The sequence below is a fragment of the Rhizobium sp. CECT 9324 genome, assembly GCF_918741265.1.
GTDB lineage: Bacteria > Pseudomonadota > Alphaproteobacteria > Rhizobiales > Rhizobiaceae > Allorhizobium.
The window spans coordinates 231,134-250,000 of sequence record NZ_CAKKMZ010000002.1; the positions used below are offsets into that span (position 1 = coordinate 231,134).

Annotated in this window: 16 protein-coding genes (1 of these 16 running past the window's edge); 14 read left to right on the plus strand and 2 right to left on the minus strand. The window is 58.0% G+C overall.

The features are described from left to right. Positions 1–12 precede the first annotated feature (12 nt). The 3 genes from LQ231_RS21065 (at position 13) to LQ231_RS21075 (ending at position 1,929) form a co-directional block, all read left to right on the plus strand. On the plus strand, positions 13–447 hold the full coding sequence (locus LQ231_RS21065; RefSeq protein WP_230173742.1) for a SyrB-like regulator: 435 nt from the start codon (positions 13–15) through the stop codon (positions 445–447). 158 nt (positions 448–605) lie between these two features. Beyond that, positions 606–1,304, plus strand: coding sequence for a hypothetical protein (locus tag LQ231_RS21070; protein WP_230173743.1), 699 nt, complete (start codon positions 606–608; stop codon positions 1,302–1,304). A gap of 28 nt (positions 1,305–1,332) precedes the next feature. Further along, positions 1,333–1,929 (plus strand): hypothetical protein, encoded by a 597-nt coding sequence (locus LQ231_RS21075; RefSeq protein ID WP_230173745.1) that lies wholly within the window; start codon positions 1,333–1,335, stop codon positions 1,927–1,929. Positions 1,930–2,151: 222 nt separating this feature from the next. On the opposite strand, the gene LQ231_RS21080 is transcribed toward LQ231_RS21075, so the two are convergent. Further along, positions 2,152–3,156 (minus strand): AraC family transcriptional regulator, encoded by a 1,005-nt coding sequence (locus tag LQ231_RS21080; RefSeq protein ID WP_230173746.1) that lies wholly within the window; start codon positions 3,154–3,156, stop codon positions 2,152–2,154. A gap of 258 nt (positions 3,157–3,414) precedes the next feature. On the opposite strand from LQ231_RS21080, the gene LQ231_RS21085 reads away from it, so the two are divergent. The 8 genes from LQ231_RS21085 (at position 3,415) to LQ231_RS21120 (ending at position 13,707) form a co-directional block, all read left to right on the plus strand. Continuing rightward, on the plus strand, positions 3,415–4,602 hold the full coding sequence (locus LQ231_RS21085; RefSeq protein WP_230173747.1) for an acetyl-CoA C-acyltransferase: 1,188 nt from the start codon (positions 3,415–3,417) through the stop codon (positions 4,600–4,602). 25 nt (positions 4,603–4,627) lie between these two features. After that, on the plus strand, positions 4,628–5,761 hold the full coding sequence (locus LQ231_RS21090; protein ID WP_230173748.1) for an acyl-CoA dehydrogenase family protein: 1,134 nt from the start codon (positions 4,628–4,630) through the stop codon (positions 5,759–5,761). Between the two features lie 66 nt (positions 5,762–5,827). Then, a complete protein-coding gene (locus LQ231_RS21095) occupies positions 5,828–7,060 on the plus strand; it encodes a 3-methyl-2-oxobutanoate dehydrogenase (2-methylpropanoyl-transferring) subunit alpha (RefSeq protein ID WP_113143565.1) in 1,233 nt (410 codons plus the stop codon). 1 nt (position 7,061) lies between these two features. Further along, positions 7,062–8,075, plus strand: a complete 1,014-nt coding sequence (locus tag LQ231_RS21100) for an alpha-ketoacid dehydrogenase subunit beta (RefSeq protein WP_230173749.1) — start codon at positions 7,062–7,064, stop codon at positions 8,073–8,075. A 2-nt stretch (positions 8,076–8,077) separates the two neighbouring features. Continuing rightward, positions 8,078–9,391, plus strand: coding sequence for a dihydrolipoamide acetyltransferase family protein (locus LQ231_RS21105; RefSeq protein WP_230173750.1), 1,314 nt, complete (start codon positions 8,078–8,080; stop codon positions 9,389–9,391). A 3-nt stretch (positions 9,392–9,394) separates the two neighbouring features. Continuing rightward, complete coding sequence (gene lpdA, locus LQ231_RS21110) at positions 9,395–10,786, plus strand: dihydrolipoyl dehydrogenase (protein ID WP_230173751.1); 1,392 nt, start codon at positions 9,395–9,397, stop codon at positions 10,784–10,786. Between the two features lie 84 nt (positions 10,787–10,870). After that, positions 10,871–11,767: a 3-hydroxyisobutyrate dehydrogenase gene (mmsB, locus tag LQ231_RS21115; protein WP_230173753.1), complete on the plus strand. Its 897-nt coding sequence runs from the start codon at positions 10,871–10,873 to the stop codon at positions 11,765–11,767. 482 nt (positions 11,768–12,249) lie between these two features. Further along, entirely contained in the window at positions 12,250–13,707 is a 1,458-nt protein-coding gene (locus LQ231_RS21120; protein WP_230173755.1) for a heme peroxidase family protein, read from the plus strand. A gap of 96 nt (positions 13,708–13,803) precedes the next feature. Here LQ231_RS21120 and LQ231_RS21125 read toward each other — a convergent pair whose 3' ends face one another. Beyond that, positions 13,804–15,147, minus strand: a complete 1,344-nt coding sequence (locus LQ231_RS21125) for an MFS transporter (RefSeq protein WP_230173757.1) — start codon at positions 15,145–15,147, stop codon at positions 13,804–13,806. A gap of 364 nt (positions 15,148–15,511) precedes the next feature. Between LQ231_RS21125 and cyoA the strand changes: the two genes are divergently transcribed. The 3 genes in view from cyoA to cyoC are tightly spaced (at most 31 nt apart) and all read left to right on the plus strand, a layout consistent with a single transcriptional unit that may run on beyond the window. Then, complete coding sequence (gene cyoA, locus LQ231_RS21130; protein WP_113143558.1) at positions 15,512–16,672, plus strand: ubiquinol oxidase subunit II; 1,161 nt, start codon at positions 15,512–15,514, stop codon at positions 16,670–16,672. Positions 16,673–16,703: 31 nt separating this feature from the next. Continuing rightward, positions 16,704–18,707, plus strand: a complete 2,004-nt coding sequence (cyoB, locus tag LQ231_RS21135) for a cytochrome o ubiquinol oxidase subunit I (protein ID WP_230173758.1) — start codon at positions 16,704–16,706, stop codon at positions 18,705–18,707. A 1-nt stretch (position 18,708) separates the two neighbouring features. After that, positions 18,709–18,867, plus strand: the 5' end (the start) of a protein-coding gene (gene cyoC, locus LQ231_RS21140; RefSeq protein ID WP_230173759.1) for a cytochrome o ubiquinol oxidase subunit III. It continues 465 nt past the right edge of the window; only the first 159 of its 624 coding nucleotides appear in the window; it begins with the start codon at positions 18,709–18,711; the stop codon falls past the right edge of the window.

Consider the following 18,867-nt stretch of genomic DNA (forward strand, 5'->3'; position numbering starts at 1 on the left):
AAGGAGACATTTATGGCTGATGAGAACAATGCAGGCGCCGTTGCCGAGGTTGCGGTGACAGAGACGCCGGTCAAGGTTAAAAAGACGCGCGGGCCGAACAAGCCGAAGGCAACCGCCGAACCTGCAAAAGCTGCGCCTGTGAAGGCCGAGGTCGCGCCGGCAAAGGCTGCTCCGGTCCAGCGTCGCAAACGCGGCGAAACGGAAGCTGTTGCCTCAACGACAGCGAAAGATACAATTAAGGCGTCGGCGCCGAAAAAGGTTGCCAAGCCTGCTCAGAGCAAGCCAGCGCTGGTCAAGACATCAGTTGCCAAGTCACCAGCATCCACTGGCGATGAATTTGCAGACCTCATCAAGCTTGAAGAAGAAAACAAGACACTGCGCAAGGCGCTTGCCGACAAGCTGCGTCAGGAAAATGCCGACCTCCGTAAACGGTTGGGGTCCGCCTGAGTTTCGATCAGCGCAAAAGATCAAGGTGGCGCGGGGCGGTTGTTAGACCGCGCTCGCCTCCTAGATCATTTTCAAACGGCATAGACGGGTTTGTGCCGCAGACCCGGATATGAACCCTGCCGCGAAATCGCCGTGCAGATTGCTGGAGGACTAAGCTAATGAGATCCCCTTGGAGATTTCTTGCCGATCTGGCATCCCGCCAGCCTAAAGACCAAGCGCCGGAAGAAGCGCCAAAGATAGTTCGGAGTTCTGCGCCGACAAGCGAGCCAGAGGTTGAGCGCGAAGTCACACCAGCGCAAGCAGTTACCAAACCTTCACCGGACGAACTCGGTCATATTGCTGCAGAGAAAGTGGTTGATCCGGTTCGCGCAACGGCCCCAGCAGAAGCGACGCCGCTTGACGAAACGGTTGCTGAACCGTCGAACGAGGTAAGCCCCATCGGTACGTCGCCTGAGTTGGTTGCTCCAACCAGCAGGCAAGGTGTGCAGAAATCGGCGCGATCCAAACCGGAACGGTCGAGTGCAAGCAAGACCCCGGCACAAAAGGATGCGGTTAAGGCATCGGCACCTGATGAAAAGATGACGATTGTGCCTGGGCCGGATACTACTTTGCAGATTGTGGGCAAGAGCAAACGGCAGTCGGTCGCAACAAAAAAGGCCGATGCTGCAATTGGGAAGAAGCCTGCGGTCGGGGAGATTGAGCGCGCATCTCGCTCACCATCCTCACGCGATCCAATGCTTGCCGAGATGGAAAGACTTGACGCAGACGTGCAAAATCTGAGAATCGTGTTGGGCGATAAGCTCAAACTGCAAAACGAACACCTCAGAAAGTTGCTCAAGCGCTTCGATCGCGCCTGACGCCGTTATCTTTGCGAAGACTGGACATATGAAAAGACCACAGAACTTCGTCGTCGAATTCAAATCGGGACGTCGACGCAATGAAACGCGCTCTGGCTCGATCTGGGGCAACACGGATCTCAAGGCGCTGGTGCGTGCGGCAGAAGCCGATGCGCCGCATCTCTTCGATCCGATGACCGGACATGCAACCGAGGGCCTGCAAATTGGTGTTGAGGCCGAGCCTGCTGATGCTCCATCGGTGAAGCTGAATACCCATCAGACAGGCCCTGTGGTCTCATTCGGCAACAAGCCTGTCGAAACCATCACCATGGTGACGGCTGATCAGAACCAAGGTCCCGTCGGAAGTCTCGAGCAAGACCTCAATCGTGGCACACAGCACGAAGAAAAAGCGCCCGAGATGCAGAACCAAAAGACGCGGGGTCCTATTCGTAGATCCGGCGGAACCAAGGAAGCCAAGACGGCGACCGTGGAAGCCGATTTGGGATCATCGTTTAAGTCGGTTGATGGGCCAGGAGAAGAATTGGATACGCTTGAAGCCGAAAATCGGCGTTTGAAACAAACACTGGCAGCAGAGCTCAGACGGCAAAACTTGCAGCTTTTGGCTATGCTTCGCAGATTTGACTGATCTGGACGCGACTGGAGGGGGCTCTTGTCGTTCACAGTGTTGTCCCTTTAATCTGGGCAGGACAGCACAGGACAGGGTCTCGTTCAGCTGATACTCACACAGCTTGGAGACGCAGAAGCGCTATTTGCGTCTCAATGCCAGGCTCGGCAACAGGCAGATTATCAGCATCGGTTTTGGCCGCGTGTCGCTGTCCGCTTGATAGATGGATTTTATGTTGTCCCGCTACTGGGACGCAGACATCGATTGCCTAAACTGCGTCGGCGTTTTGCCCGTCCACGTCTTGAAGGCGCGGTGAAAGGCGCTTGGTTCGGCGAAACCCAATGCGTTTGCCACATCGCCGACACGCATGTCGCCCGCAGCGAGCATGTCAATCGCCATTTCCCGGCGGATTTCCTCTTTGATTGCCGCAAAGCTCTGGGATTCTGCATGGAGCCGATGGCGAAGGGTCGACGGCGACATGCGCATCTGAAGTGCAATGTCTTCAAAACGTCCCCAGTTCGACGGCGGTGTCTTGCGCAGGTGACGCCGCACGGCAGCGCCAAGACCGGCATCATATCTGTAACGCACGAGTATATTGGCAGGAGCCCCGCGTAGAAACTGTTTCAGGGCCTGCTCCGTCCGGGCGATCGGCAGCTTCAGCAGCGTAGCATCAAAGGCGATGCGACTGACCGGCCGCGAAAAATGCACAGGCGCACCAAAGAACAGCCGGTAGTCCGTTCCTTGTTTTGGTTCGGCACAGCGGAAATCGACCGCGCGTATCGCAATGCGCCGGCCGACCAGCCAGCAGGCAATGCCATGCAGAAGGATCCAGTATGTCCGGTAGGCAAAGGCCGAGCGTGGTGCTCCCTTGTCGGTCAAGATGATTTCGGCGAGCCCGTTGCGCACGATGAGTTCGCCGCTCGGATCGTCAATCACGATGGTCAAAAAACGAAGCGCCCGTCGAAGTGCCTGTTCAAGAGTTTTGGCATGCAGCACGCAGTGACACAGCAATGTGAAGCTACCATGCGGCATAGCACGACCGGCCATGCCGAAGAATTCGTCGTCCACCTCCGCGGCAATGGCCAGCCAAAGAGCACCGTAGCGCTCTGCCGAAATCGGCTGGTCAATGATCAAAGGCAGTCCCAGGCGGGAAAGTACAGGTGCTGTCGGCTTGCCTGCCCGTTTAAGGCAGTCGAGGGCCTCTTCAACGAACGAGGGCGAAATCATGCGCCGATCGAATTCAGCCACTGACGATCCTCCCATATGGCAAAACTGGCCGAAAAATGAAGCGCAGTTCTGTCATCGCTTACAATAGCGCGTGAGCGTAGGATCCGGCAAGGCAGTCAACTGGGAGGTGATTGTCAATGCCGTAGCTTGGGAGGAGTGTTTCATGAGACAGGGCACAAATGGCTCAGATTTGATGTCAACGATGCATGTCAGATCATCAGCCAAAGCGCACGGCCGCGGTGTGGTCGCTCTACGGAACAATGGCTCGATGAGGGTTGCATGACGCCGCATGATCCGGTGGTCATCGTCGGCTTCGCCCGCACCGCACTTGGAGGGTTTCTGGGTGATTTGAAACATATCGGTGCTCCGGAGTTGGGCGCGGTAGCAATTCGTGCCGCCTTGCAGCGCAGTCAGCTTCCGGTCGATGCGGTGCAGGAACTTGTCTTTGGATGTGTGCTTTCTGCAGGTCTTGGCCAGGCACCGGCGCGCCAGGCGGGAATTGGTGCCGGGCTTCCCTTCACCGTTGGCGCGACCACCGTCAACAAGATGTGCGGCTCGGGCATGAAGGCGGTAATGCTGGCCCATGACATCCTTTTGGCCGGAAGCGCGGAAGTTGTGGTCGCGGGAGGCATGGAGAGCATGAGCAATGCACCCTATCTGCTCGATCGTGCCCGCGCAGGTTATCGCCTCGGCCACGGGCGTCTCGCAGACCATATGTTTCTCGATGGGCTGGAAGACGCCTATGACAAAGGACGGCTGATGGGAACTTTCGCGGAAGACTGTGCTGAAGCCTATCAATTTACGCGGCAGGCGCAGGATGAATTTGCTGTTTCATCATTGACGCGGGCACACAAAGCAATTGGCAACGGTCTCTTCGAGAAGGAGATCGCGCAGGTGACTGTGAAGGCCGGGAATAACCAAACGAATGTCACATGCGATGAGCAGCCCGGAAAGGCGAGGCTTGAAAAGATCGCGACCCTCAAGCCTGCCTTTCGTGACGGTGGAACGGTGACAGCCGCCAATTCGAGTTCAATTTCCGATGGCGCGGCAGCTTTGGTCGTGATGCGCCTTCGGCAAGCGGAGGAGAGAGGTCTGACGCCGCTTGCCACGATCGTTGGTCATGCGACCCATGCACAGGCTCCCAACCTTTTTGCAACGGCGCCTATCGGTGCACTCAAAAATCTGAGTGAACGAACTGATTGGCGGCTGGAGGATGTCGATCTCTTCGAAATCAACGAGGCTTTTGCCGTCGTGACCATGGCAGCGATGCGGGATCTCGACCTGCCGCATGACAAGGTAAACGTGCATGGTGGTGCCTGCGCATTGGGCCATCCGATTGGCGCGTCCGGTGCCCGCATCATTGTTACACTTCTGGCGGCACTCGAGCGCTACGACCTGAAACGCGGCGTGGCCACGCTTTGCATTGGCGGCGGTGAAGCGACAGCCATTGCGATAGAGCGGGCTTGAGTTCTCTTGTGGAGGAGGTCCTGGAATGATCCTGTCTGACCAGCAATGCCAGATCCGCGATATGGCGCACGATTTCGCCCAAGAATGCCTCTTGCCAGGTGCTGCTGCCCGCGACATGTCGCACGCTTTCCCGCAGGATGAATTGCGTCAGATGGGTGAACTTGGCTTTCTCGGCATGCTGGTGCCGGACGACTATGGTGGCTCGGACACCGGTACCGTTGCCTATGCTTTGGCCCTTGAAGAAATTGCCGCCGGCGATGGGTCCTGTTCCACAATCATGAGCGTGCACAATTCGGTCGGCTGCGTGCCGATCCTCAAATTCGGCACGGAAGCCCAAAGACGGCGGTTCCTGCCAAAGCTTGCCTCCGGCGAATGGATCGGTGGCTTCGCCCTGTCCGAACCGCAAGCGGGATCTGACGCATCCAATCTGCGTACCCGGGCCGTCTTGGATGGTGACCACTATGTCATCGACGGCGCCAAGCAGTTCATCACGTCAGGCAAAAACGGCGACTTGATCATCGTCTTTGCCGTGACGGAACCAGCGGCTGGAAAGAAGGGCATCTCGGCTTTCATCGTGCCGACGGATACGCCAGGCTACGAAGTCGTGCGTATCGAGAAGAAGCTCGGGCTGCATTCCTCCGATACCTGCCAGATCGCGTTCACCGGCATGAGGATCCCGGTTGAATCGCGCCTTGGCGAAGAAGGAGAGGGTTACAGAATAGCGCTGGCAAACCTTGAAGGTGGTCGCATCGGTATCGCGGCACAGTCGGTCGGCATGGCACGCGCGGCTTTTGAAGCCGCACGAGATTATGCGCGCGAACGCATAACCTTCGGCAAAGCGATCATCGACCATCAAGCCATCGCTTTTCGCCTTGCCGACATGGCAACCAGCATCGCAGTTGCACGGCAGATGGTCTTGCATGCCGCGGCCCTGAAGGACAGCGGTGCCCCCTGCCTGACGGAAGCCTCGATGGCAAAGCTGTTTGCCTCCGAAATGGCCGAGAAGGTCTGCTCGGATGCGATCCAGATCCATGGTGGCTATGGATATATGGCCGATTATCCGGTCGAGCGCATCTATCGCGATGTACGCATCTGTCAGATCTATGAAGGAACAAGTGACGTGCAGCGCATCGTGATTGCGCGTAGTCTGCAAGTCTAACGTGCCATCGCTTTCCGGGAGGAGACTGGAAGGCCAGTGCGTGCAAAATGGGAGGAAGAACACGGCATGACCGAGTTCGCGCAATTGAGTCTGCATGTTCCAGAGCCAGCGGTTCGCCCAGGTGGCCAACCGGATTTTTCCAATGTCACGATTGCCAAGGCGGGCGCCGTTGCGCGCCCCGATGTCGACGCGGCCCCCGAAGACATCCGTGATCTTGCCTATTCGATCATTCGCATACTCAACCGCGAAGGTGAGGCTGTCGGTCCATGGGCGGGGCTGTTGTCCGACGAAGCGCTTTTAACCGGCCTTCGCAACATGATGAAGCTGCGCGCCTTCGACGCGCGCATGTTGATGGCACAGCGACAGGGCAAGACCTCGTTCTACATGCAGCATCTGGGCGAGGAGGCGGTCAGCTGTGCCTTTCGCAAGGCGCTGAGGCAAGGCGACATGAATTTTCCGACCTACCGGCAGGCCGGTCTGCTGATTGCCGACGGCTACCCGATGGAGGAGATGATGAACCAGATCTTTTCCAACGAAAGCGATCCCCTGCGCGGCCGGCAATTGCCTGTCATGTATTCGTCGAAAGAGCACGGCTTCTTCACGATTTCCGGCAACCTCTCCACCCAATATGTGCAGGCAGTTGGTTGGGCCATGGCGTCGGCCATCAAGAACGACACCAAGATAGCCGCGGCCTGGATCGGCGACGGATCGACGGCGGAATCGGACTTTCATTCGGCACTGGTCTTTGCCTCGACCTACAAGGCGCCTGTGATCCTCAATATCGTTAACAATCAATGGGCGATTTCGACATTTCAAGGCATCGCCAGAGGTGGTTCGGGGACCTTTGCCGCCCGTGGCCTGGGCTTTGGAATTCCTGCACTCCGTGTTGACGGCAATGATTATTTGGCGGTTCACGCGGTTTCGCTCTGGGCGGCCGAGCGCGCCCGGCGCAATCTCGGGCCGACATTGATCGAATACGTGACCTACCGGGTCGGTGCCCATTCGACCTCGGATGACCCAAGTGCCTATCGTCCCAAGACCGAATCCGAGGCCTGGCCGCTGGGAGATCCGGTGCTGCGCCTGAAAAAGCACCTGATCTTGAAGGGAGCGTGGTCAGAAAGCCGCCATGTGCAAGCGGAAGCGGAAATCCTGGATGAAGTGATCGATGCGCAGAAGCGGGCAGAAGCTCATGGCACCTTGCACGCCGGCGGAAAGCCTTCGGTGCGCGATATTTTCGATGGAGTCTATGCCGACATGCCGCCGCATATCCGTCGCCAGAGACAGAAGGCGGGATACTGACATGGCCAGAATGACAATGATCGAGGCCGTACGCAGCGCGATGGATGTGTCGATGGCGCGCGATGACGATGTGGTGGTCTTCGGCGAGGATGTGGGCTATTTCGGTGGCGTCTTTCGCTGTACGCAGGGCCTGCAGGCAAAATATGGCAGGACTCGCTGCTTTGATGCTCCGATCAGTGAAAGCGGCATCGTCGGGACGGCAATTGGGATGGCGGCCTATGGACTAAAGCCCTGCGTCGAGATCCAGTTCGCCGACTATATGTATCCCGCTTATGACCAGATCACCCAGGAAGCAGCTCGCATCCGGTATCGCTCGAACGGCGATTTTACCTGCCCGATCGTCCTGCGCATGCCGACAGGCGGCGGCATCTTTGGCGGACAGACACACAGCCAAAGCCCGGAAGCGCTGTTTACCCATGTCTGCGGCCTGAAAGTTGTTGTTCCCTCCAACCCTTATGATGCCAAGGGCCTGCTGATCGCCTCGATCGAAGATCCCGATCCGGTGATCTTTCTCGAACCGAAGCGGCTCTACAATGGTCCCTTCGACGGTCATTACGAAAGGCCGGTCACACCTTGGTCAAAACACGACCTGGGTGAGGTGCCGGAAGGGCATTACAACATTCCGATCGGCAAGGCCGAAATTCGCAAAACCGGTGGAGCCGTGACAGTCATCGCCTATGGCACCATGGTTCACGTTGCGTTGGCGGCCGCGGGAGAAACGGGCATAGACGCCGAGGTGATCGACCTCCGCAGCCTGCTGCCGCTCGACCTCGACACAATCGTTCAATCGGTGAGCAAGACGGGTCGTTGCGTCATTGTGCATGAGGCAACCCTGACATCCGGCTTTGGCGCTGAACTGGCGGCTCTGGTCCAGGAACACTGCTTTTATCATCTGGAAGCGCCGATCGTTCGTGTGACCGGCTGGGATACGCCTTATCCGCATGCTCAGGAATGGGACTATTTTCCAGGCCCTGCCCGAGTTGGGCGTGCACTTGTTGACGTGATGGGGGCGTGAACATGGCAGAATTCATCATCAAGATGCCCGATGTCGGCGAAGGTGTCGCTGAGGCGGAGCTTGTCGAATGGCATGTCAAACCCGGTGACCCAGTGCGTGAAGACATGGTGCTTGCGGCCGTTATGACGGATAAGGCAACAGTCGAGATACCCTCACCGGTCAACGGTGTCGTGCGCTGGCTCGGTGCCGCGATCGGCGACACGGTGGCCGTAAAGGCACCACTTATCCGTATTGAAGTGGTGGGTGACGGGGAGGTGACAGGCGACGCGGTCGGAATTGGCACAAATGCATCCGCGCTGGCGGTTGACGAGGCGCCGCCCGTGGATGCCGGCGAAAATGATCCGGGTGCCGGGACGCCGGAGAGCGGAGCTGCGACGCAGGGGAAGAGTGCCGGCCAGACGGTGTCGGTCTCGGTCGCGCTGCATGCAACGCCTTCCGCGATGCTAAAGCCGCTCGCGTCACCCGCGGTCCGACTAAGGGCATTGGAGCGCGGTATCGATCTGCGTCAGGTTGAGGGAACGGGGCCTGCCGGCCGCATTTCGCATGACGATCTCGACCAATTTGTCGCGCGGGGTGCCGCTCTTCCGCAATCTGGAAAAACGTTGATCCGCAAGACCGGTGTCGAGGAGATCAAGATCACCGGCCTGCGCCGCCGTATCGCTGAAAAAATGGCCCGCGCAACCGCACGCATACCGCATATCACCTATGTCGAGGAAATCGATGTCACGGATCTCGAGGTCCTGCGGGAGAGATTGAACGGCAACCGTGCGCCGGATCAGACCAAGCTCACCGTCCTGCCATTCCTGATGCGCGCGCTGGTCAGGGCCTGCAGCGAACAGCCGGGAATCAATGCAACGTTCAACGATGATGCGGGCATCATTACAAGGCACGCTGGCGTGCATATCGGCGTCGCAACGCAGACGCCTGCCGGTCTTACCGTTCCGGTGGTGCGTCATGCGGAAGCCCTTAGTATCTGGAATTGTGCCGCCGAACTGATGCGGGTCGCAGAGGCAGCAAGATCAGGCGCTGCACTGCGTGAAGAACTGTCCGGATCAACGATCACCATCACATCGCTTGGCGCTCTCGGCGGGATTGCAACGACTCCGATCATCAATCACCCCGAAGTCGCGATCGTCGGCGTCAACAAGATCGTGATACGGCCTGTCTGGGATGGCAGCCAGTTCGTCGCGCGCAAGATGATGAACCTTTCTTCAAGCTTCGATCACCGCGTGATCGACGGCTTTGATGCGGCGACCTTTATCCAGCGTATCAAAGCGATGATGGAGACCCCTGCGCTTATTTTCATCGAGGGCTGAACCATGAAAGAGATTACCTGCAAGCTTCTCGTCATCGGTGCCGGACCAGGTGGCTACACCTGCGCAATCCGGGCCGGGCAATTGGGGGTCGACACGGTCATTGTTGAGGCTGATAAGCCGGGCGGAACCTGCCTCAATGTCGGCTGCATTCCGTCCAAGGCACTGATCCACGCCGCAGACACTTACCACGACCTCCGCCATATGGCAGGGCAGGAAAGCCCTTTCGGCATCAGGATCGAGAACCCTGAACTTGATCTTGCCAAGACGGTCGGCTGGAAGGACGGTATCGTTGCCCGCCTGAACGGCGGCGTGCTCGCGCGTCTGGCAAAGGCCAGGGTCAAGATCGTGCATGGCAAGGCGCGGTTTCGCGACGGAAAGACGGTCGATGTCGTGACCGAAACCGGTGTCCAGACCATCCGCGCGCAAGCGGTGGTGATCGCAACCGGCTCCCAGCCGGTCGAGTTGCCAGGGCTCGTCTTTGGTGGGCCGGTCATCTCCTCGACCGAAGCCCTGTCGCTCAAAGCCATACCGCAGAATCTCGTCGTTATTGGCGCCGGCTACATCGGCTTGGAACTCGGGACTGCGTTTGCCAAGTTGGGATCAAACGTGACATTCGTCGAGGCACAGGGCCGGATCCTGCCGCAATATGATGCCGATCTGGTCGCGCCTGTTGCCAGACGCTTGACGACGCTTGGTGTGCGGGTGTTGACGAACGTCAAGGCAAAGGGTCCCTCAGTTGGCGGACTGTTGGTCGAGGATGCTCAGGGAGCGCAGCAGCGCCTCGCCGCAGACAAGGTTCTTGTCGCGGTGGGCCGCAGGCCGCATGTCGATGGTTTAGGTCTGGGCGAACTCGATCTGGATCAAGCGGGTCCCTTCCTGCGCATCGACGAGCATTGCGCGACATCGATGCGTGGCGTCTTTGCCATTGGCGACATCACCGGCGAGCCGATGTTGGCGCATCGCGCCATGGCGCAAGGGGAGCTGGTGGCGGAAATTGTCGCTGGCAAGAGGCGCGCATGGGACAAGCGCTGCATTCCGGCGGTTTGTTTTACCGATCCCGAGATCGTCGTGGTCGGGCTTCCACCTGACGAGGCGCGCGCCCAAGGGTTCGATATCCGTGTCGGGCAGTTCCCATTCAGCGCCAATGGCCGAGCAATGACGGTGGGCCGCGACGATGGTTTTGTTCGCGTGGTGGCGCGCTCCGATTCCAATGTCGTTCTCGGTATGCAGGCAGTCGGGATTGCGGTCTCGGAACTATCGGCGGCATTTTCACTGGCGATCGAAATGGGGGCGCGGCTGGAAGATGTAGCATCCACGATCCATGCACACCCGACGCGCAGTGAAGGATTTCAGGAAGCCTCCATGAAGGCGCTCGGCCATGCTCTTCATATCTGAACCGTTGCCGCATTTGATCCAATTCCGGATGCGCATCGAACGAGATGCGGATCAGCAAAACCATTGTTCAGGAGCATAACGGACATGACAACGATTGCATTTATCGGTCTGGGCCACATGGGTGACCCCATGGCAGCCAATCTCGTCAAGAACGGGTTTTCCGTCAGGGGGTTTGATCTTTCACCAGCGCTGGTGAATGCCGCCAAGGCCGCTGGAGTTTTCCCCTGCACAACACTCGCCCAGGCGCTGGAGGGTGCAGACGTAGTGATCACCATGTTGCCCGCTGGCAAACATGTGCTGTCTGTCTGGCAGGAACTGGTGACGGCAGTGCCGGCGGGTACCGTGCTGATCGATTGCTCGACCATCGATGTCGAAAGCGCCCGCAAGGCGCATGCACTGGCAGCCGGGGCCGCTTGCCCGTCGCTGGATGCACCGGTATCGGGGGGAACGGGTGGCGCCGCCGCGGCTACGCTCACCTTTATGGTCGGGGGCGATCCCGATGTGTTTTCTCGTACCCAACCCATCTTTGAGGCAATGGGAAAACGTATCATTCTCTGCGGTGGCGCGAGTTCGGGGCAGGCCGCCAAGATCTGCAACAATATGATCCTCGGCATCAGCATGATTGCTGTCTGCGAGGCCTTCGTTCTCGGCGAAAAATTGGGTCTTTCGCATCAGGCACTCTTCGATGTCGCGTCTGTGTCTTCGGGGCAGTGCTGGTCGCTGACGACCTATTGCCCCGTGCCTGGCCCCGTTGCCACGTCTCCCGCCAATTCCGATTATCGTCCGGGATTTGCCGCCGCCTTGATGCTGAAGGATCTGAATCTGGCGCAGGCTGCGGCCCAGGCGACAGGATCCGCGACACCGCTTGGCGCCAGAGCATCTGAACTCTACGACCTTTTCAATCAACGTGGGAACGGCGAGCGGGATTTCTCCGGCATCATCAGCCTGTTGCGGGATCAATCAGGTGTCGAGACGGTTTGATTGGCAGGCACCATAGCGGGTGAACATCTGCGAGCCTATGCCGAGAATGAGTTCCCTGTTCCTCCGCACGGCCGTCCGACGTCGGCATTGACGCCGATGGTCTGGCCGCTGCTTGTATCAATTGGCGACAAGCCCTCATATTTCGTTCTTTCCTAACTGGATGATCTCACCAGCGATTTTGGCACAGCGGCTTGATGGCGTTACATTCAGGCGGCCTGTACATGAGAATATCATTAAGTATGGAGACGGCTGATCATCGAAATCCTGTCTGATCTGGGTTAGGGTTCGGCGTGTCACCGCAATTATTGTGCGCCATCGGCCAACTGGCCTGACTGTCTTCTGCCGATGATGGTCCGCGCAACCTGATGCAAGCATGGATCAAAAAACTGCCGGACCGACGCTGATCGATAGCGTCGGATCACGGTCGCGTGTGGAGCCTTTGCTATCGCTGATCTGCAGCCCCCTATTGGATGGAGGAAGACATGCATGGATTTGAGAATCGTGGATTGAGTGTCCCACAGGGGCGCTTCACCGATACGGGTCGGTTTGGCCGGATGTTTCCAGAACTGCGTTCGCTGAAGACGATGGTGCCACCGGCAGATGTGCTGGGTGGTGCGGGTCCCGATGGCGGCCCTCCTGGTCCAATGGAGGGGCCCGGCGGCGGCGTGGACAATCCACGGATCAAGGCCGGATATACGTTTCTCGGGCAGTTCATCGATCATGATCTGACCCTGGATGCGACCTCCATTCTGGAGCAGCAGATTGACCTCAACGCAACGACGAATTTTCGCACACCCGCCTTCGAGCTCGATTCTCTCTATGGCCGCGGACCTGGTGCCAGCCCGGCACTCTATGATCGCAACTGTCCCGGTTGCTTTCTTCTGTCGGAGGACGGGTTCGATCTGCCGCGAAACCGCCAGGGCACAGCGATCATCGGCGACCATCGTAATGATGAGAACCGCATCATCGGTCAGTTGCATGTGCTGTTTTTGAAGTTCCACAACAGGGTCATGCGCGATTTTACCAGTGATACGGGCGGGCGGTCTCGGTTCGAGGATGCCCAGACCATAGTGCGCTGGCACTATCAATGGATCGTCCTCAATGAATTCCTGGTGCGCACGGTCGGCAGGGCCGCTGTCGATGCGGTGCTGGGTTCAACCGATCGCGCAAAGGTTTGCTCACCCTATATGCCGGTTGAGTTTAGCGGCGCGGCCTATCGATTTGGACATAGCCAGATCCGCGCCTTTTATCCGATCAATGCACAAGGCGGTGCAGCGATTTTTCCGGCCGATCCGACGGCACCACCAGCCGACAACGATTTGCGTGGCGGACGCCCCTTGCCAGAGATCCTTCGCATCGATTGGTCACGGTTCTTTGGCGTCGCTGCGACCCGCGGAAAGCTAATCGATACCAAACTGGCACCTCAATTGCTTAAGCTTCCAAATGGTGTCGTACCGCCCGATACCAGTGCTGCCGACCGCTCGCTGGCAGTTCGTAACCTGAAACGGGGTGTCGACCTGCGCCTTCCCGCCGGACAGACAATTGCCAACTTTCTGGCGTTACCGGAGCGACTGCCAGACAGCGAAGTCTGGACCGATGTGCCTGGCGGCGCAGGGCTTGCTCCCCTCTGGTTCTACATTCTGCGTGAGGCCGAATTCCTACATGATGGCCAGCACATGGGCGGCGTCGGAGCACATATCGTGGCCCAGACGTTTGTCGATATCCTGCTGGCGGACAAGGCTTCGTTCCTGTGGCAGGATCGAAACTGGACGCCGACCCTTCCTTCCGCGCATCCGGGACGGTTCACCGTGACCGACCTGATAAAGCTCGCATTGGGAGACGATGCACCTGACATTGAGGCTGAAAACGTCGACAACCTGCCCACGGAGCTTCCGCCGCCTGCACCTCCTCCAACACCTACGGCCCCGCCTTCCAGCTAGCACAGCAGGATATCGGGCAGATTTTTAGGTTTTGGCGAGATCGAGGTCGGATAACCGTGTCTGCTTCGATCTCGCCAAAATGGCGCATGCCGTCTGCTAAACGCCTTGCGGGTTTTCGTTCTGGTCGAGTGCGCGAGTAAGACCAAGTGCCACCAGCGTGCAGATCGCGCCAGAAATCAGATAGCCGCCGATGAAGATGATGCCGAAATTCGTGGCAAGACCGAGTGCCACGAGTGGAGCAAAAGCCGCACCCACCAGCCACGCCAGATCCGATGTCAGAGCAGCACCCGTGTAGCGATAATACTGGGTGAAGCGCGAGGATACTGCACCGGATGCCTGGCCAAACGTCAGGCCGAGTATTGCGAACCCGATGAGGATGAATGCGTCCTGCCCCTTGCCACCGGCATCTAGCAGAAAGGGTGCGGAAAAGCTGAAGACCGCAATCAGGCTTGCCCCTATCATCAACTGCCGGCGCCGTCCGATACGGTCGGCGATCACGCCGGACAGGACAATTCCGATCGTGCAGACACCGGCGCCTGCAACCTGCACCAGGAGGAATTCTGCCGCCGATTGGCCACCGGTCAGGATCACCCAGCTCAGCGGGAAGATCGTCACAAGATGGAACATGGCAAAGCTTGCCAGCGGTGCAAAGGCGCCAATGACGACATCTCCGCCATGTTTGCTCAACATTTCGAAAACTGGGCGAGCCTGCAGTTCCTGCGCCGCCATCGCTGCACCGAATTCCTTGCTGGCAACGATGCGCAGGCGGGCGAACAGCGCGACGACATTGATCGCAAACGCGACGAAGAACGGATAGCGCCATCCCCATTCGAGAAAGTCCGCTTCGGACAGATTGGTGATGAGATAGAAAAACAGAATGCTGGCGATTGCAAATCCAATGGGCGCACCAAGCTGCGGGATCATCGCATACCAGCCGCGATGTTTGGGGGGAGCGTTGAGGTTGAGAAGCGATGCCAGGCCATCCCACGCGCCGCCAAGCGCAAATCCTTGACCGAGCCTGAACAGCGCGAGGAGCGCCACGGCCCAGTAACCGATCGTCGCATATCCCGGCAGGAAGGCGATGGATGCTGTCGAGCCGCCGAGAAGCACCAGGGCGATCGTCAGTTTTGTGCCACGGCCGTAGTTGCGATCGATCCACATGAAGGCGAACGATCCGACGGGACGTGCCAGAAAGGCGAGTGGAAAAATCGAGAATGACATCAGGGTTGCGGCGACTGGGCTGGATGCGAACGGAAAGATCAGCTTGGGAAAGACGAGGATCGAGCCAAGCCCGTAAACGAAAAAGTCGAAGAACTCCGACATGCGGCCGATCACGACGCCGATTGCGATGTTACCGGGCGACAACGGTTTGTCGTCATCATGCATGCGACGGGCGTCTTGCTCGAGGCCCGATGACGTAGGATTGACGGTTGCGCTCATGACTACCTCCCGGCGATTGCGCCTTGCTCAAATGTCGAACAATCAACGTACGAGATCAAGCAAGCGAAGAAAAAAACCTTACACCCTTTTGCCTAATGCGGGCGTTTCCGTTGAGCCCATCGTCTGTCGGACGGAATGGATTGGCAAATGGCGGACAATTGGCAATAATCAATTCTGCTTTGTAGGGAGCAAGTCCGGTCGGTTCCATTGAATTCCTGCACTGCGACATTATGCTGCGCTGCGACGAACGGCCTCATTCCCTTTCATGCCGGGTCGCGATTATTGCCAACTAGACGAAACGCAAGTTGAGCTAAAAATGCCCAGTCAGTTTAAAGTCGTCGGACGATGGATTGTTTTCGTGTCTATGGCCCTTGGCCTCGCAGGGTGCGAGATGGTCGTCATGTCGCCGTCGGGTGACATTGCCGCTCAGCAAAGGGATCTGATCGTCATTTCGACGATTCTGATGCTAATCATCATTGTGCCGGTTCTCTGCCTGACGCTTTATTTTGCCTGGCACTACCGCCAGTCGAATACGGCGGCCAAATATGATCCGGAATGGCATCATTCGACCGGCCTTGAGGTTATCATCTGGTCTGCGCCACTGGCCATCATCATTGCGCTCGGCGCCATCACCTGGATCAGCACCCACAAGCTTGACCCGTATCGACCGCTCGACCGTATTGATGCCGAGCGCGCTGTTCCGGCTGATGTAAAGCCGTTGACGGTGGAAGTCGTGGCACTTGATTGGAAATGGCTGTTTTTCTATCCGGATTACGGGATTGCCACAGTCAACGAGATGGCGGCCCCCGTGGATGTGCCGATCAACTTCAAGATCACGGCTTCGTCGGTGATGAATTCGTTCTACGTGCCGGCACTTGCCGGCATGATATACGCCATGCCCGGCATGCAGACCCGATTGCACGCCGTGATGAACAAGCCCGGGGAATACGAAGGCCTGTCATCGAACTACAGCGGTGACGGCTTCTCTCACATGCGCTTCAAGTTTCATGGGCTTGATCAGACCGGTTTCGACGACTGGGTCGCGCGGGTAAAGCAGACCGGAACCATGCTCAATCGCGATACCTATCTGAAGCTCGAAAAGCCGAGCATCAAGGATCCGGTACGCTTTTTCGCCGGTGTCGAGGACGGACTTTACCAGGCGGTGCTGAACATGTGTGTACGCCCGGGCCAGATGTGCATGAACGAGATGATGCATATCGACATGATGGGCGGCGCAGGCGTGGAGAGCCACGAGAACCGGTCGAAGCTCGAACATGACAACCGCCACGCGGCTGAAGGCGGCCACGAAGGCGATGCCGCACCCGGTGCAACCTTCCCGGCAACCGGAAATCCGTCGCGAAGCGAAGAACCGGCGGAAGGGATCGACGAACAATCGTCCGAACCGGGGCAGATGAACCATGACATGCACAACATGCACAATGGGCATGCTGAACCGTCGGGTATGGATGGCGAGGATGGTCCGGCACCTTCACAGTTGAACAACAGCGGCTCGACAACCCCCTGACGTCGCATTTCACGAGAATTTGGACAGTGCTATGTTCGATAATACCAGTTTGACGCAATTCATCTTCGGGCGTCTGTCGTGGGAGGCCATTCCCTATCACGAGCCGATCCTCGTGGTGACCTTTGCTGTGGTGGCTCTGGGCGGTCTCGCGCTATTTGCGCTCGTCACGAAATACAGGCTCTGGGGTTACCTCTGGCATGAATGGTTCACCAGCGTCGATCACAAGAAGATCGGCATCATGTATGTGATCCTGGCGCTGATCATGCTGATGCGCGGCTTTGCCGACGCGATCATGATGCGCATTCAGCAGGCGATCGCCTTCAACGGCAATGAAGGCTATCTTAACCCGCATCACTACGATCAGATCTTTACCGCCCACGGCGTGATCATGATCTTTTTCATGGCCATGCCTTTCGTCACCGGACTGATGAACTATGTCGTGCCGTTGCAGATCGGCGCGCGCGACGTATCCTTCCCCTTCCTCAACAATTTTTCATTCTGGATGACGACGGCCGGTGCCATCATCATCATGATGTCGCTGTTTGTCGGAGAATTTGCCCGCACCGGCTGGCTCGCCTATCCGCCGCTGTCCGGTGCCGATTACAGTCCAGGCGTCGGGGTTGACTATTACATATGGGGATTGCAGGTCGCAGGCGTCGGCACGACGCTCTCCGGCATCAACCTGATCGCGACGATCGTCAAGATGCGGGCTCCGGGCATGACCTTCATGAAAATGCCTGTGTTCACCTGGACATCGCTCTGCACCAATATCCTGATCGTTGCCACCTTTCCGATTCTGACCGCGACGCTGGCGCTTCTGTCCCTCGACCGCTACGCCGGAACGAACTTCTTCACCAATGACCTTGGTGGCAATCCGATGATGTATGTGAACCTCATCTGGATCTGGGGACACCCGGAAGTCTATATTCTCATCCTGCCGGCCTTCGGCATTTTTTCCGAAGTCGTGGCCACCTTCAGCAGCAAGCGCCTGTTCGGTTATGCGTCCATGGTCTACGCAACCTGCGTGATCATGATCCTCTCCTATCTGGTCTGGCTGCACCACTTCTTCACCATGGGGTCAGGCGCATCGGTGAACGCCTTTTTCGGCATCACCACGATGATCATCTCGATCCCGACGGGCGCCAAGATGTTCAATTGGCTCTTTACCATGTATCGCGGCCGGATCCGCTACGAGGTGCCGATGTTGTGGACCATCGGTTTCATGGTGACCTTTGTCATCGGCGGCATGACCGGCGTCATGCTGGCAATCCCGCCGGCGGACTTTGTCCTGCACAATTCGCTGTTCCTGATTGCTCATTTCCACAATGTCATCATCGGCGGTGTCGTGTTCGGGCTGATGGCCGGCGTCGTCTACTGGTGGCCAAAGGCCTTCGGCTACAAGCTCGATCCGTTCTGGGGCAAGATGAGTTTCTGGTTCTGGCAGATCGGCTTCTTCTTCGCTTTCATGCCGCTTTACGTGCTCGGCCTTATGGGCGTCACCCGCCGTGTCTCGCAATTCGAGGATCCGTCCCTGCAGATCTGGTTCATTATCGCGGCCTTCGGTGCATTCCTGATCGCAATCGGCATTGCTTCCTTTGTCATCCAGATTGTCGTCAGCTATCGCCGTCGTGACCAGTTGCGCGAAACCAGTGGTGACGCCTGGAATGGCAGGACGCTCGAATGGTCGACGTCTTCGCCGCCGCCGGACTACAACTTCGCCTTCACGCCGGTCGTGCACGATCATGACAGCTGGTACGACATGAAGAACCGCGGTTACGAGCGTCCGCTGGCCGGCTTCAAGCCGATCCACATGCCGAGAAATACCGGAGCCGGCGTGATCCTGGCTGCATTGAGCGTCGTGCTTGCCTTCGCCTTGATCTGGTACATCTGGTGGCTGGCGATCCTGTCGCTCGTCGCCGTGATCGCCGTCGCGATCGGACATACCTTCAATTACAAGCGGGATTTCTACATTCCCGCCGAGACGGTGACCGCAACCGAGGATGCGCGTTCACAACTGCTGGCGGAGCGGACCTGAGATGAGTGAAAAGACACACACAGGCGAATGGAACGAAAACCAGTTCTATCTCGAGGATGATCACCACCCGGAAGGCAGCACCATGCTGGGCTTCTGGCTCTATCTGATGAGTGACTGCCTGATCTTCGCGGTCCTGTTCGCCACCCACGCCGTGCTTGGG